Annotated in this window: 7 protein-coding genes and 2 pseudogenes; 3 read left to right on the top strand and 6 right to left on the bottom strand. The window is 62.3% G+C overall.

All coding sequences use genetic code 11. From position 1 onward, the window contains the following. Positions 1-67 precede the first annotated feature (67 nt). The gene (locus KA354_16725; GenBank protein ID MBP7936285.1) at positions 68-4,888 is read left to right on the top strand and encodes a chitobiase/beta-hexosaminidase C-terminal domain-containing protein; all 4,821 of its coding nucleotides are present in this window, start codon (positions 68-70) and stop codon (positions 4,886-4,888) included. Between the two features lie 144 nt (positions 4,889-5,032). Here KA354_16725 and KA354_16720 read toward each other — a convergent pair whose 3' ends face one another. From KA354_16720 to KA354_16695, 6 genes and pseudogenes are all read right to left on the bottom strand, one after another. After that, on the bottom strand, positions 5,033-5,899 hold the full coding sequence (locus KA354_16720) for a hypothetical protein (GenBank protein ID MBP7936284.1): 867 nt from the start codon (positions 5,897-5,899) through the stop codon (positions 5,033-5,035). A 427-nt stretch (positions 5,900-6,326) separates the two neighbouring features. Then, positions 6,327-8,441 (bottom strand): family 43 glycosylhydrolase, encoded by a 2,115-nt coding sequence (locus tag KA354_16715; protein MBP7936283.1) that lies wholly within the window; start codon positions 8,439-8,441, stop codon positions 6,327-6,329. 28 nt (positions 8,442-8,469) lie between these two features. Then, positions 8,470-9,165 carry an esterase family protein gene (locus KA354_16710; protein ID MBP7936282.1) on the bottom strand — a complete coding sequence of 232 codons (696 nt, stop codon included), beginning with the start codon at positions 9,163-9,165 and terminating at the stop codon, positions 8,470-8,472. Between the two features lie 183 nt (positions 9,166-9,348). Then, positions 9,349-9,930, bottom strand: a pseudogene (locus KA354_16705) (malectin). 270 nt (positions 9,931-10,200) lie between these two features. Further along, positions 10,201-11,400, bottom strand: a pseudogene (locus KA354_16700) (esterase). A gap of 105 nt (positions 11,401-11,505) precedes the next feature. After that, positions 11,506-12,543: a glycoside hydrolase gene (locus KA354_16695; GenBank protein ID MBP7936281.1), complete on the bottom strand. Its 1,038-nt coding sequence runs from the start codon at positions 12,541-12,543 to the stop codon at positions 11,506-11,508. Between the two features lie 77 nt (positions 12,544-12,620). Between KA354_16695 and KA354_16690 the strand changes: the two genes are divergently transcribed. Together KA354_16690 and KA354_16685 are read left to right on the top strand one after the other, a co-directional pair. Then, a complete protein-coding gene (locus tag KA354_16690) occupies positions 12,621-13,814 on the top strand; it encodes an endo-1,4-beta-xylanase (GenBank protein MBP7936280.1) in 1,194 nt (397 codons plus the stop codon). Positions 13,815-14,109: 295 nt separating this feature from the next. Next, on the top strand, positions 14,110-15,140 hold a 1,031-nt coding region (locus KA354_16685; GenBank protein MBP7936279.1), incomplete at its 3' end, for a hypothetical protein.

Raw genomic sequence — 15,140 nt, 5'->3', positions numbered from 1 at the left:
TCCGATAAAGGCCATACTCGTCGGCCCGGCACACCTGTCCTTCGGCCGACAAAGGGAGGTACGTACCGTGGCTCATCATGCGCGGAAAGTTGCCTGGGCGTTGGCGGGTCTGATCGGGCTACTCTGCTTGAGTACCGTTTCGCAGGCCCAAGTGGGGACGTGCGGGTGCCGGATCTGTGATTCCGACGGCGATACGGACGTCGACCAATGCGATTTCGGGCATCTGCAGGCCTGCTTCAGCGGGAGCCTGCCCATCGCAGATCCGAGGTGCCTGGACGCCGATCTGGACGGCAACGGGGCCATCAACCAGGACGATCTCGCCATTCTCGTGGCGTGTGCGTCGGGGGCGCAGGTCGCCGTATCGACCGGCGATCTGGATGGTATCTTCATCACCGAGTTCGTGGCCAGCAATGCGAACGGCCTGGCCGACGAGGATGGCAGCCACCCGGACTGGATCGAGCTGTACAACCCCTGCCGACCGGTCTTCCATCTGGCCGGATACTACCTGACCGATGATCCCACCGAGCTAACCAAATGGGCCTTTCCCGCCGTAGCGATGACTCAGGGTCAATACCTTGTGGTGTTCGCGTCGGGGAAGGACCGCACGGACCCCAGCAAGCCCCTGCATACCAGCTTCAAGCTCAGCGACAACGGCAACGGCGATGCCCTCAACGCCTTCATCGCCCTGGTGGCCCCGGACGGCCACACCATCGTCTCGGCCTACCCGCAATACCCACAGCAGCTGACTGACGTCTCCTACGGCCTGTCTCAGTCGGCAGTCAAACTGGTCTCGGCCGCAACGTCGGTCAGGTACCGCGTTCCCACCGTGGCCGATGCTGGCCTGGGCGCCGGTTGGACCGACCCGGACTACTCGGACGCGGATTGGTCCGCTGGGCCGACGGGCATGGGCTTCAGCTCGGCGATGTACTTTACTGTGACCACCTACAAGGCCAGCATCACCGTGGACACCCTGGCCAAAGCCGAGAGCGTCGTGGTCAATCCTGCCCAGCAGAGTTGGGCGGTGACTGAGACCGCGCCGGTGGTCAACTACCTCAATACCAGCGGCTCGGCCAATTACGAGAACGATGCCCCCTTTCCAGGCACGCAGATTGGATCGGACGTCAATGATTTTGTGGTTCTGGTGACCGGAACGGTGATGATTCCCGCGGCTGGCGAGTACACCTTTGGCGTCAACAGCGACGACGGCTTTCATCTCAAGCTGACCCGCGGAGCGACGGTCCTCGAATCCTCCCATCCGAATCCGCGAGGGCCGGCCGACACGCTCAAGACCTTCGGCATCACCGAGCCGGGGGCCTATCAGGTGTGGCTCGTCTACTACGAGCGCGGTGGCGGCTCCGAGCTGGAGTTCTTCTGGGCTCCAGGATACCATGAGGCGTTCAATGCCAGCGTTTTCCGCCTCGTGGGGGAAGGCCAAGTCAGCGTGCTGCCCGCCGACATCGGCACGGACGTCGGGTCGGCCATGCGCGGCAACAACGCCTCACTATGGGTCCGGGTGCCCTTCCAGATTGCCGAGCCGTCAGCCTACAACCTGATGACGCTGCGTGTGAAGTACGAGGATGGCTTCGTCGCATATCTCAACGGGCATGAGGTGATTCGGCGAAACGCCCCCGCGAACCTGGCCTGGAACTCGGCCGCAACCGCCGACCGCCCGATCGGCGATGCCGCCGACTTTGAGACCTTCAACCTGACCAATCTCATGTCTTACCTGCGGCCGGGCAGCAACCTCCTGGCCATTCACGGGCTGAACAACGACGCGGGCAACGGCGATTTCCTGGTTCTTCCGGAACTTGCCATCGGCGCCAGTACCGACGAGGTGCACTATTTCGCGACGCCCACCCCCGGGGCGCCCAACACCAGCGGTAGCATCGATTTCTGCCACGGCGTGGAGTTCAGCGCGCCGCGTGGGCTCTACGAGAGCCCCTTCCAGCTCGTGCTTACTCCTGCGACGGCCGGTTCGCAGATCCGCTACACGCTCGACGGCTCGACGCCCACCGTGTCCCACGGCACGGACTACACTGGCCCCATCACGATCGACAAGACCAGCACCGTCCGGGCAGCCGCCTTCCGAGACAACTACCTGCCCTCCCGGGTTGCGACGCATACGTATCTGTTCATCGACGACGTGATTCAGCACTCGCCCGACGGCGTCGCGCCGGGGCCCGGCTGGCCGAGCGGCAGCGTCAACGGCCAAACCATGAACTACGGGCTGGACCCGAACATCTTGAATGATCTGCGGTACTCCGCTCTGATGCACGGCGCGCTGCTTTCCATCCCATCGATCTCGCTGGTCACCGACCTGGGCAACCTGTTCGATCCGGCCGCCGGCATCTACGTCAATGCCTACAACGACGGCCGGGACTGGGAGCGTCTGACGTCGGTCGAGCTGCTCAACCCCGACGGCAGCGAGGGCTTTCAGATCAATGGCGGCCTGCGGATCCGCGGCGGCTACAGCCGCAGCGGCGGCAACCCGAAGCATGCTTTCAGGCTCTTCTTCCGGGCCGAGTACGGCGACGGCAGACTGAAGTTCCCGCTTTTCGGCGACGAGGGGGCCAGCGAGTTTACTAAGGTAGACCTAGCCACTGCCCAGAACTACTCGTGGTCCTTCGAGGGCGACTACCGAAGCACATTCCTCCGCGACGTCTTCTCGCGCGACGCGCAGGGCGCCATGGGTGAGCCCTACGGGCGATCCCGCTTCTACCACCTGTACATCAACGGTGTCTACTGGGGCCTGTACTACACCGACGAGCGCCCGGAAGCCGACTTCGCGGCCACCTACTTCGGCGGCAGCGACTCCGACTACGATGTGATCAAATGCGATCCCCAGAGCAACTACGAGATTTACGCCACCAACGGCGACATCGACGCCTTCTACCGTTTGTGGCAGATGTGCGGCGAGGACGGGGCAACCCAGTACGGCGGTGTCACCAACGAGGTCTACCAGCAGCTTCTGGGATGCAACCCCGACGGCACGCGGAACGCGGACTACGACGTGATGGTGGATCCCGACAGCCTGATCGACTACATGCTCTGCACGATCTTGACCGGCGACCCCGACGGGCCGGTGTCTGTCTGGGGACAGCTCTCCAACAACTTCTTCGCGATACGCGACCGCAACGGTCTGAGCGGGTTCCGGTTCTTCCGTCACGACGCGGAACACTCGATGGGCTGCTGGTCACGCGATCCAAACGAGGATCGTACCGGCCCGTTCGACGTCGGCCGGACCTTCAACTATTTCAATCCCTTCCGCATACACCAGGACTTCGCGGTCTGTTCGGACTACCGCACGCACTTCAGCGACCACGTCTACCAGATGATGTTCAATGGCGGCCCGCTCACCGACCAACCCAACATCGCCCGCATGACGGCCCGCCGGGACCAGATCGACCTGGCCATCATCGCTGAGTCGGCTCGCTGGGGCGATTCCAAGCGCGAGCCGCCGCGAAACCGGATCGACGACTGGCTGCCCGAGGTGAACTGGATCTTGGATACCTACCTGCCCAACCGCACCAACGTGGTGGTCCAGCAGCTGCGCAACAAAGGCTGGTTCCGCGACCCGCCGGCGTTCAGTCGCGCCGGCGGCAACGTGGCCCTCGGAACCGAGGTCACCTTGAGCTTCCCGGCGGGCGTCGGTGGCACCGTCTACTACACGCTGGACGGAACCGATCCACGGCTGCCCGGCGGGGCGGTGGTGCCGCAGGCGCTCTCCTTTGAGAGTCACGCCGTCATCCCTACCCCCGTGACCCTGGTGGCCAGAAACGCGATGTGGAAATACCTGGACGACGGCTCCAATCAGGCCGGCACCGGCTGGATGAGCACCATCCTCGGATTTGAGGACTCCAACTGGAAGGGACCACAGGCCACGCGGCTGGGATACGGCAACGACGGTGAAACGCTGCCCAGGCTTAGCTACGGCCCAAGCTCGAGCAGTAAGCACATCACCTACTACTTTCGCCACACCTTCGCTGTCGGCGACTCGACGCAGTACGCCAGCCTCAAGGTGTGTTTGCTGCGCGACGACGGCGGCGTAGTCTACATCAACGGCACCCAGCTTCCACTCCCGTCTTCGGTCACGAACATGCCAGCCACTTTCAACTACCGGACCACGGCCAGCAGTACCGTCGATGCCAGCAACGGTGAGCAGACCTTCTTTGAAGGGACTGTTGACCTCACGGCAGCACCGTATAACACTCTCCTGGTCGCCAACGCAACGAACCTGGTGGCGGTCGAAGTACACCAGATCTCGGGCAGTAGCACGGATCTCGGCTTCGATCTGGAGTTGATCGCCATCCCGACCAGCCCACCTCCCGCCACGGAGACCATCGTCATCAACGAGAACACGCGTCTGAAGGCACGCGTTCTGGACAACACCGGCGAATGGAGCGCGGTCAACACGGCCGACTATCTGGTGGGGGCGGTGCCGCTGTACATCAACGAGGTGATGGCGTCGAACGCCACCGCCCTGGAGGACCCGGAGGAGCCAGGGGCTTTCCCGGACTGGTTTGAGCTCTACAACCCCAACCCGTTCGAAGTGGAACTTGGCGGGATGTACGTCACCGACGAACTAGCCACGCCCACCAAGTGGCAACTCCCCCGTGGCTTGAGCATCAAGTCCGGGGAGTTCATGGTGTTCTATGCCGACAGCGACCCCACCCAGGGTGCCCGGCACGTGGACTTCAAGCTGGACGGAACCGAGGGCGAGGCCGTTGGCTTGTTCGATCGGGACGGGGTCACGCGGTTGGACGCTGTTCAATTTGGACCGCAAACGGCAGACGTGTCCATTGGCCGCTACCCGAACGGTACGGGTGCCTGGGGTGCGATGGCAGATCCCACGCCGGGCGAGGCCAATTCGGCTCACACCCTTCCGTAGGCCGTGGACCTTCCGCGACGGGCCATGACGGGAGCTGCGGAAGTCCCGGCGAGCGCGGCACAGAACCCGGCACAGCAACCGCATGCCGGAGGTCGCAAGGACTCGCACCCTCCGCTGTTTCCGTCGGACGAAGCAAGAACGGACCTAAGACGGGCGAGGCGGCCAGGGAATCCTGAAACCATAGAAGAAAGCCGCGTGGATGCCCAGCAGGATCGCACCGGCGCCCACGGCCGGAATAAGGCAGATCACAAGTATCCTGCCCTTGGTTGGTATCGTGCGTTGGGCGACGCCTTTTCCGAGGCAGTACCACCACCAGGCTACGTCTACGCAGAGGACGGCCACGACCAAGCGTTCCCAGAACGAGTGTTTCACGTTGAGGGTGACCTCTGTTTCTGTGACCAGGATGAACAGCACCGTCAGGGTGCTCATGATCAGGAAGCCGCCATGAAAGCCGACGAAGGCCCACCAGGACACGGAACCGCCACCCTGAGGACGGACCGTGATTCGTCGTCGAGACGCCAGCTCAAGCAGGAACACCAAGACTGCCTCACAGGCAAGGGACGCGGATACTCCAGCGGACACGGCGGCCAGGAGATTGGCACGATCGAACGAGGATGACAGATCGCCGAACAGGCCGGTGGCGGCCACACCGAAGATCAGACCAGCCATGACAGTTCGAGTCAGGAACCAGTAACTCAATGCGGAATGGGGATTGACGCACCAGGGAAACACCTGGGCGAATCGGACCGGGTGAAACCAAGTCATCCAGCAGACCCGGAAGAAGGCCAGAAAGAACCAGGTACGGTTGCCATCATCCCAACCCGGGATCGGCTGGGGTTCGCCTGAGAAGATGCGTCTCAGGGCCTCCGGATCGAACTCGCGGCCGCACTCCGGACAGCGGTTCTCCGTCAGGCCGGTCAAGTTGTACTGGCAGCTCAGGCAACACAGGCCGGAGTCCCCTGGTGTACAGGGTGTCGCACCTTCCGACGTTCGAACCAAGTCTGGCGGCATCGTCCGGACAGCTTACCTCTGCCCGCCGAAACGGCCAAGATCCAGAGACGGTGCCCTCGGAAAGCTATGGACAGGCCCTTTGCCGGACGCCCATACCTGACTACGGATAGTAGACTCTATATTACTGTTTTTGGAGGGATCCCTGTGGCGAAACGGCCTTTCCCTATGCCGAGCGGTTGCCTTCAGGGGCCGACGGGGAGGAGGCGAGCTTGACAGATGAGCTATTCTCATGGGTGGGGAGATCGTCTGGATTTCCCGAGCCTGCCCAGGTGGTTCGGACGTCCCGCCGGGATCTGCCGCCGGCCCCAAGTGTAACGGATCAGTCCCGCGCCCCGCATCCACTAGGCCAGTGCCATCCAAAGCACGCAGGCGAAGAAGCAGACTAGGGGTTTCGTCCGCGAGATCTTCGCACGCGATGGATGACCGCTCATTCAACAGTCTTCCACTTGAAGCACGCTCCGCCCTTCCGGTCCGGGCGCGCTCCGGCAGCGGAAATTGTGACCGGGCCAGGGCTATTGGGCTTCGTGGCCAGATAGCGATGGTTGGTGAGGGACATGAGCATCGTGTCGCCGCGCATGAGGTTGACCCATTGGAACGATTCGGCATCTCCCGGCGCATTGTCAGCGAGATCTTTGAGGACCACGCCGTCGGCACCGGCCGAAACAAACCGGCCATTGCCTGCCTTGAGCGCCACGCGCCCCTTACCCAGATCGATTACCTGGAAGCGAACATGGGGCGTGGAGGCGATGGGTGAATCCGGGGGGACGCTGATGAGAGACATGTCTTGGGCGCTGGCGGCCACGATACTGCCGTCCGCGCCGCTGGTCAGCGTGATGGTCCTGCCCACGGGAATCGTCCGTTCGATGCCCGATGCTCGCGGCTCATCCACGGTGAAGTTATCGAAATCGGCATGGCCGCCCGGCTTGCCAGACGTGTTGTAGTTGAACAGGGCCAAGCGAACCCCCTGGAACGTGGTGAGCTGGAATACCATGGTGAAGGGCTCGCCCAGAGGAGCGAAGTCCTTGCCATCGGCACTCCAACTGAAGACGGCTTTCTCGGTGTCGAAGTTACAGGCCACGCGGAGCCACAGGTGGGTGGGGCTGGCCGGTGCATTGGTGATCCTGGGATGGGTCTGGTCGAAAGTCTTCAGGGCCACGCCTTCAGCGCTCTTGATGAGGCCGATCCATGCACAGGGAGAACTCAGCAGCGCCAGGCCGGCGGTGTCTCCTGCCACCAGGCCCGAGGCGTCGAGTTCGACGGTCGTCATGCACTCGGGTCCAGGCGGCCGCTGGGTGAGGCTGTTGCGGGCCATCCAGAAATCGGCGGCGGGAAGGGAATGGAGGCGAAGGACGCCGGGTTTCTCCGTGAGCGACCACTTGGCGTCATCCGGGACGTGGTTCCACTGCCAGACGGGCTTGAGTTTCGGAGCGTCGAAGTTGTCGCTGCGGACGAAGGGCGGCTTGGGGTCCTGCGTATAACCGGTGTCGGGCTTGAGCCACGTATTGGGCGCTTTGCGGAGATTGCCTGGCAAGCCGACGAACGGGAAGCTGTTGTCCCAGGTGACCGGGACCAGGGCGACCATGCGGCCGATGCTGCCGTGGTCCTGCATGATGATACTCCACCACTGGCCGGAGGGCGTATCGACGATGCCGCCCTGATGAAGGGTGAGCCCGCCGCCGGCATTGGGGTCGCTGGGGGCAACAGTGAAGGTCCGGTCCTTCCCGCGGCCGCGAACACGAAGGCCGTTTTGAGTGGGAACGCCCAGGGACTCGCTCTGGACCATGCGTTCGACCTGCCAGGGGCCGTCGATCGAATCGGCGCGGGCGACGACCTGGTCGGTATGCGCGCCGGCGATGGCGGAGACGTCGTAGTATTTGCCCTTGATTCTGTAGAGGTGGTGGCCTTCGCCCATGCCCTGGGCGTTCATCTGGCGGCGGGTATTGGGGATGATCTCGGTAAGGTCCTTGTTGAGTTCGACGATGGTGGGCTGGCCCGCGCCGTAGATGGCGTAGATCTTGCCATCGTCGTCGAACAGGACGGACGGGTCATGCATGCCGGGGAGCTGGTTGCGTACCCAGGGGCCCTTGGGGGACTTCGAGCGGAAGACCTGGGTGCCTACGCCGTTGACGTTGGAGAAGACGTAGAACAGGCCGTGGTGGTGGCGGATGCAGGGCGCCCAGATGCCCTGGCCGTACACAGCTCCGCCCTCGAGGCGAAACCTGAGCCCGAAGTCCAGGCGATCGATGCAGTAGCTGGCCAGTTCCCAGTTCACCAGGTCCCTGGAGTGCATCACGATGAGACCGGGATTCATGTGCATCGTCGTACCGGCGAGGTAGTAGTCCTCGCCCACACGGATGACGTCCGGGTCCTCGAACTCCTCATAAAACAAGGGATTGGAGTAGGTTCCGTTGCCATTGTCGGCAGTCCAGGATCGTGCCGCGGTAGCGGGAGTTCCGGAAGGATCCGGCGGCGCGGCGGCGATCGGGCCGACGGTCAGCACGACCAGACTTGCAGAAGCCGGAAAAAACCCAAAACGACGCATAGTCATTTCCTCACGCGAGTCAACCAGATCAGCGGAAAATGCGTTGCATGAAGTGATACAGGTTGTTGCGCCAGTGCGTGGGATCGTGGGCGTAGGAGTCCACGTTCCAGACGTGCGGCACGTCGTGTTCCTTCAGATACGCGTGCATGCCCTGGCTGATGCCGATCAGACCATCCTTGTTGCCGCACGAGAGCCACAACAGCCGAAGCTGCTTCCTAGCGCGGTCTGGATCGGGCATCAGTTCGGCAGGGCGCTTCGTATTGGGCGCCGACGAGAAGCCGCCAATCCATGCGAAGGTATCGAGATGGGCCAGCCCGAAGTTGAGCGATTGCCCGCCGCCCATCGAGAGACCGGCAATCGCCCGATGTTCGCGGTCCGCTTGAACGGAGTAGCGCGACTCGATGGTCGGGATCACGTCCTTGAGCAGATCCTCCTCGAAGGCGGCGAACGCAGGAGCGGACCTGAAAACATCGCCTTCCGCTCGGTCGTTCTTTTGCGCCCGGCCGTTGGGCATGACGATGATCATGGGCACGGCTTTTTCGTCCGCCAGCAGGTTGTCGAGGAGGACGCCTGGCGTGGCGAAGCGCTGCCACTCGGTCTCGTCGCCGCCGATGCCGTGGAGCAGATAGAGTACCGGGTGCTTTTTGTCCTTGGAGTAACCAGGTGGCGTGTAGACTTGCATCTTGCGGGTTGTGCCAACGGACTTCGATTCGTAGGTCACCATTTCGAGTTGGCCGTGGGGGATGCCCTCACGCTGGGCGTTGATTCCGGCCGGAGGATCAGGGAAGGCCTGTTTGTCGTCGGGGCCGAGGGTGATTTGCCGACCGCCCGCGCCGCCCGGTCCGCGACGCGGCTGATCACCCGGAGATGACGCAGGGGCATTCGTTTCGGCGCCGGGTTGCGGGAGGATTTCAATCGCGCAGATCTGCGGGTTCTGGACGTTCGGCGTGAAGGTGACCTGGATCTTGCCGTCGGTGACCTCGACGGGAACTGTCTCGACATAGGCGCGGCCGAAACCACCGGACTTAACCCACGGGTCAAAGTCCTTGAACTCCTTGTCCTGGACCTTGTACGAGAATACGCGCTGACCGGGCCCGGTGATGCCCTCGTAGGTTTCCGCGAAGTGCAGCTTCACCACGTACTTGCCGTTGGGCACAGGCCAGGTAAAGGAGTTCATGCTGTAGTGTTCCGCCCGGTAGAGGTCGGGACTCATCGTGTTGGCAATCTCGAGGTCCGGCCTTTCAATCGTCTGGCCGCCCTCGAAGCCCTGGTCAGCCAGCCACACGTTGCCTTCAGCGTCGTTGACCGGTTCGGACCTTCCGGCCTTGATCCGGATCGTCTTGGCAGCAGGCGCGCTCTGCGCGCGCTTGGCGACGATTTCCGTCTTGGCATATTCGCCGACTTCCCGCGTGAACTTGATTTCGTTGCGGTCGGCTGAGAACCTCCCGGTGTAGGTGATTCGAATCTCGTTGTCCTGGAGACTCAGCATCTCGACAAACGAAATCGCGTTACCATCCACCTTGCCTTCCTTCAGTTTGGCTTCGCGTTTCCGGTCGTTGACTTCTGAATTGGCCTTCCCGGTCAGCTTCGCGCCGTCCTGCTCAAACGTGAAGGTGTATTTTTGATGGCCGATCTGTGAATCGAATTCGGACGTCCAGGTGCCGGTGAGACCTGTTGGGGGCGTCTTCAGGGCAGGAGCGGGCGTTGCTGCGCCGGTCTCGGCGGCTTGCCGCGCGAAGGCGGGCGGAAGGGGTTGGTCTTCAAACAGAAGTGGTGCGAATTCATGGAGGCTGCGCCGCCATGACTGCCACTCGTGAGCGGTCTGCGGAGACACGTAGTAGTGACTGTTGATCCCAGCCTCTCTGAGTGCTGCCGCATTTGCCTTGGGGTCGCCGCCTCTACGGTTGGGGGAATCAACTTCTCGGCTGCCATAGCCGACGAATACGAGCTTGACCTTCTGCTTGAGCGCACCCATGTCGGTGATATCAGCCGGCGCGATGCTGCCGCCGCTGAAGATGCCGATGTGGGAGAACTTGTCGAGGTTGGCCAGGGTGATCTGTTTGGTCTGCATGCCACCCATCGACAGGCCGGCCATGGCCCGATGGGCCTGGTCGGCCATGCTGCGGAAACTGGCGTCGACGAAAGGTATCAGGTCGTCGATGAGGACCCGCTCGAATGCGCTGAAGTTGAAGCGGAAGCCGCCGCCTGGAGCGCCGCCGCCAGCAGCCGGGGCACCGCCCGCGGGACGGCCAGGAGCCGGTCCACGGCCTGAGCCGGCAGCGCCGGGAACGTAACTGTTGGCCATCACGATTATGAAGGGCCGGGCCTTGCCGGCGGCGATCAGGTTGTCCATAATCAGGCCGACGTGCCCCTGGCTGCCCCAGCCGGTTTCATCTTCCCCGCCGCCGTGTTGAAGATACAGCACCGGATAACGCCTGGACTGATCTTTCTCATAATCCGGGGGTGTGTAGACGAAGCAGCGGAGGACGGCGTTGGCGTTCTTGGAGAAGTACAGGGTCTGCCGCAACTGGCCGTGGGGCACGTTTGTGAGGGCGTAGAAATCCTGATCCTGAGCCGGGACTTCAACGCCACTGCCCCAGCGACTGCCGCCGTAGAAGTACAAAGTACCAGGGTCCGGAACCCCAGCGCCGTCGATGACGAGCTGGTAATAGTGAAAACCCTCGTCCTGCGGCCGAGTGACTCCGGTCCAGGCGCCGTCTTCACCCTTGGTGAGGGGGTACTTTGCACCACCTAGGAAGTCGAGTGTGACGTTTTGGGCCTGAGGCGCAACGATGCGGACCTGAAGGCGCCTTTCCGAGTTGACCTGGGGATACTGCCTGCCCGGTTGATTCAGCGACGACGGCTTGAAATCCTCCACCGGCTGGGTCGTCTGGGCAGGAGCCGAAAGACCGGCCAGCAGGTACAGTAACAGAGCAAGACCTGAAACAGTGGCTTTCATGGCGACAGCTCCTCCTCATCTTGAAACAACAGAGGCACAGACTGACACAGATCACGCTGCCAGGCAACCATTCGTGGGCCGTGCCCGGCGATCGTCTTCATCGAGTCATCTCGATTGATCCAGCTTGAGCAGCCCAAGCCGGTACGGCAGCAGGCTGTAATTCGCCCTGATCGCCGGATCACGCCCCTGATACAGCATTTGCAGGTTCTTCATGTCGATCGTCATCGACTCATCGTATCCGTCGCGAATGACTTCCCCGTGGCTGATGTCTTTTGTCCAGGGGGAAACACCGTCCTCAAAGGTCACGTTGTTGATCCCCGCGAAGGGCTTGCGATAGGTATCCGCCTCCGGCAGCGGCGTCCATTTGCCATCCAGTCGATCCGATGTGAACGCACGGTAGTAGCGGTCGGGACTGAGCGCCTCGATCAGCGTCAAATACGTGCTCGTCCCCTTGATCCTGTAGGTCATGCTCGCCTCGAAGAGGATATCGCGCGTCTCCTCCAGGGCGATCTCCGGATTGCTCATGCCCTTGGGGAAATCGTCGATCTTTGTTCGGCTGCGGTAGAGCCTGCCGTTATCGCCCGTGAAGAACAGATAGGCGTGCCTGTCGTCGCAGATGACCCAGTAGTCGATCCAGAGTCTGGGGGCCCCGGGAGGCTTGCCGGCGAAGAAGTCCTCCGGCTTGCTCCAGGTTTCCGGCCTGGAAATGTCGTCCGTCGTCGAGTACTGCGGCTGCTGGGATTGGAAAACCAGATACCACTTCTTGCGGCGCCGGAAATAGAACACATGTGGCGCACAGTGATAACCCCTCAGGTTCGGATTGGCATCCAGATAGTAGGGCTTGGCGCCAGGTGCTTCCGACCAGTCCTTGAAGCTCAGGTACACCATGCTCCATTGGCCCCGTTCGTTGGCCGTGGTCGCGAAGACGTGCCACTTCTCGGCGTAATAAACCACCGTTGGGTCCTTCACGGAGACCAGCCTGTGGGTTTCATCCGACACGGGCTTGATCAGCACCCCGCTGGACTTCCATTGGAACGACCCGGCAAGGGGCCCTGCCTGCGCGGCGGCAGGGGATGATGCGGCGGGGACTGGTGTCGCAGGCGCGGCCGCCAGGAGCGGGCGGCTCGCCAAGGTAAGTGCCATCAAGGCAGCATATCGAAAGATCCTGGTTTCTCGCATAGAATCAACCCTCAATTCGCAAGCGTGAGAAAGGACAGGGAATGAAACCCTCGAACGAGCGTCGCATATTGCTCCTGGTAATCAGCCTGGGCGCCACCCTCTCGGCCAGCATGGCCGTTGGCGCCGCCGAGCCGACATCCCAACCTGCCAGCGCGCCGAGCTCAGCTCCTATGATGGACCAACGGGGCCCGACGGTCAAGGACGCTTACAGGAATCACTTTCTGATCGGCATGGCCGGCGACGTGCCCGGCCGTTACTCCGACCTGGAACTGGGCTTGGTCAAGGAGAACTTCAACATCGTCACGCCGGAGAACTGCATGAAGCCGGCCCTGGTTCATCCCGGCGAAGACACCTGGAGATTCGAGCGGCCCGACGCGCTGGTGAAATGGTGCGAGGACAACCGCATCGCCGTCCATGGCCACACCCTGGTGTGGCATAGCCAGACTGGCAACTGGTTTTTCCGCGACGCCGACAAGGCGAAGATCACCCAGCGGCTGAGGGACCACATCAGCACGCTCGTGGGACGCTACAAAGGGAAGATCCGGAGCTGGGATGTCGTCAATGAAGCGATCAGCGACCGCGGCGACGCCCAGACTGCTCAGACGGAGAACCTCCGCGATTCCTCGTGGCTGCGGGCCCTGGGGCCGGAATTCCTGACGCTGACGTTCCAGTTCGCCCATGAAGCAGACCCCCAGGCCACGCTGTACTACAACGACTACGGGATCGAGGCTGGTCCCAAGCACGCCAGTTCAATGATGCTGCTCAAACGATTGATCAAGGACGGCGCGCCGATCCACGGCGTTGGGATCCAGGGTCACTGGAGCACCAACGGCGTGCCCTATACCGCCCTCGACAAGGCGATTGCCGATTATGCCTCGCTGGGATTGAAAGTCAGCATCACGGAGCTGGACGTCACGATCCGCGGCACGTCGGGTGGCCAGCTCGGCCAGGGCCCCGGCTTCGGCCGCCGCAGGTTTGGCGGCCGCGACGGCACGCCGCCTTCTACGCAGGACCTCAAGGCCCAGGCGAATGCCTATGCCCGGTTGTTCACGATCCTCATCAAGCACAAGAATACTGTGGAACGCGTGACGTTCTGGGGCCTCAATGACCGCCGCACGTGGCGATTCGGCCAGCACCCGCTGATCTTCGACTCCAACAACCAGCGGAAACCGGCCTACGTGGCCATCGTCGATGCACTGCTGCACCCGAATCCCGAGCTGGCGGTACCGGAGTAATTGGCTCATCGCGTCCTCATGCGAATCACGGCTGCATTGTCAGGCCACGGCTGCACGGCCGCGACGTGACACGGCTCGGCAGGGTGGCGTTGACTGCATCACGGCTGTGCCGCTCCTCTGATTCGCGTAATACCGGTGGATTGCTCGAAGCAGTCTCTGTATCCTTGTGAGCCGGTGCTGTTCCCTAAGTCCAAGGCGATCGACTGGGCGGCAGGGTGGTCAGCTGCGACGCTTGTCGGCATTGGGGCTTCGACAACACCGCTCACCACGCTGCCTGTGTATCGAGGTGATGACGATGATCCTGCCGACGATCCTGACGGTTGCGATTTCCTGGGCTGCTTCGGCGGGTGACGAACCGCTGCGCGTCGAGCATGCAGGGATGGTCGCGCCTGACGTGGTCGGGATGACGATCATGGCCGGCCGAGCCGAATACGGTCGTCAAGTGGCCTACACCCGAAAAGCTGGCGATGCGGTCAACGCGTCGGACATTCATCGCTTCGTTTGGCGGGACGGTAAAGTCATCGGAACGCTGGTCGGCAAGCAGGGCGACACGCTTTGCACCATGGACCTAGTCATAGGGGACAAGCTAGATCCGGCATGGGCTGACCAAGCTGCGAGCTACGGGATAACCTCGCCGGACGACTCCCGCTACCGCACGCCCCAGAAACCGGCCTGCGTGTACCGCAAGACGAAGCCGTCTGATCTGGCGATGATCGGCCCGTACCAGTTCGATTCGCCTACCGAGAGCGTCATCTACCTGAAACTGGCCGCTGCCCTTCAGGTCGGAAAAACCTACGTCGTCTCCTTCAACAACAGCGAACTGCCTGCACAGCGACTGAACTACGATCCGGCCAAGCTGCGCAGCGAGGCGGTGCACGTCAACCAGGTCGGCTTCCGACGGAAAGAACCGGCCAAGATCGCTTTCCTATCTTGCTGGATGGGTACCGGAGGCGGGCTCAAGTACGAGGGCCAACTGCCGTTCTCAGTGCTCGACGACGCCACGGGCCAGTCGGTCTTCGAGGGTACGGCAACGCTGTCCAAAGCCGCCTCAGTCAAGGACGAGGATGCGTACAAGAAGAACTACAACGGCACGGACGTATACGCCCTGGACTTCACGCCGCTCGACAAGCCGGGGAAGTACCGCGTTTGCGTGGCAGGCCTTGGATGTTCGTACCCCTTTGCCATCGAGGACGACGTCTGGCGGAAAGCGTTCATCACCTCGGCCCGCGGATTCTACCACCAGCGGAGCGGTATTGCTTTGGGCGCCCCGTATGCTACCTTCACCCGGCCGCGCCCCTTCCATCCCGATGACGGACTGAAAGTCTA

Source organism: Phycisphaerae bacterium, assembly GCA_018003015.1.
Lineage (GTDB): Bacteria > Planctomycetota > Phycisphaerae > UBA1845 > PWPN01 > JAGNEZ01.
Note: the sequence above shows the minus strand (reverse complement) of the source record. Positions and strands in the feature narration are given on the sequence as shown.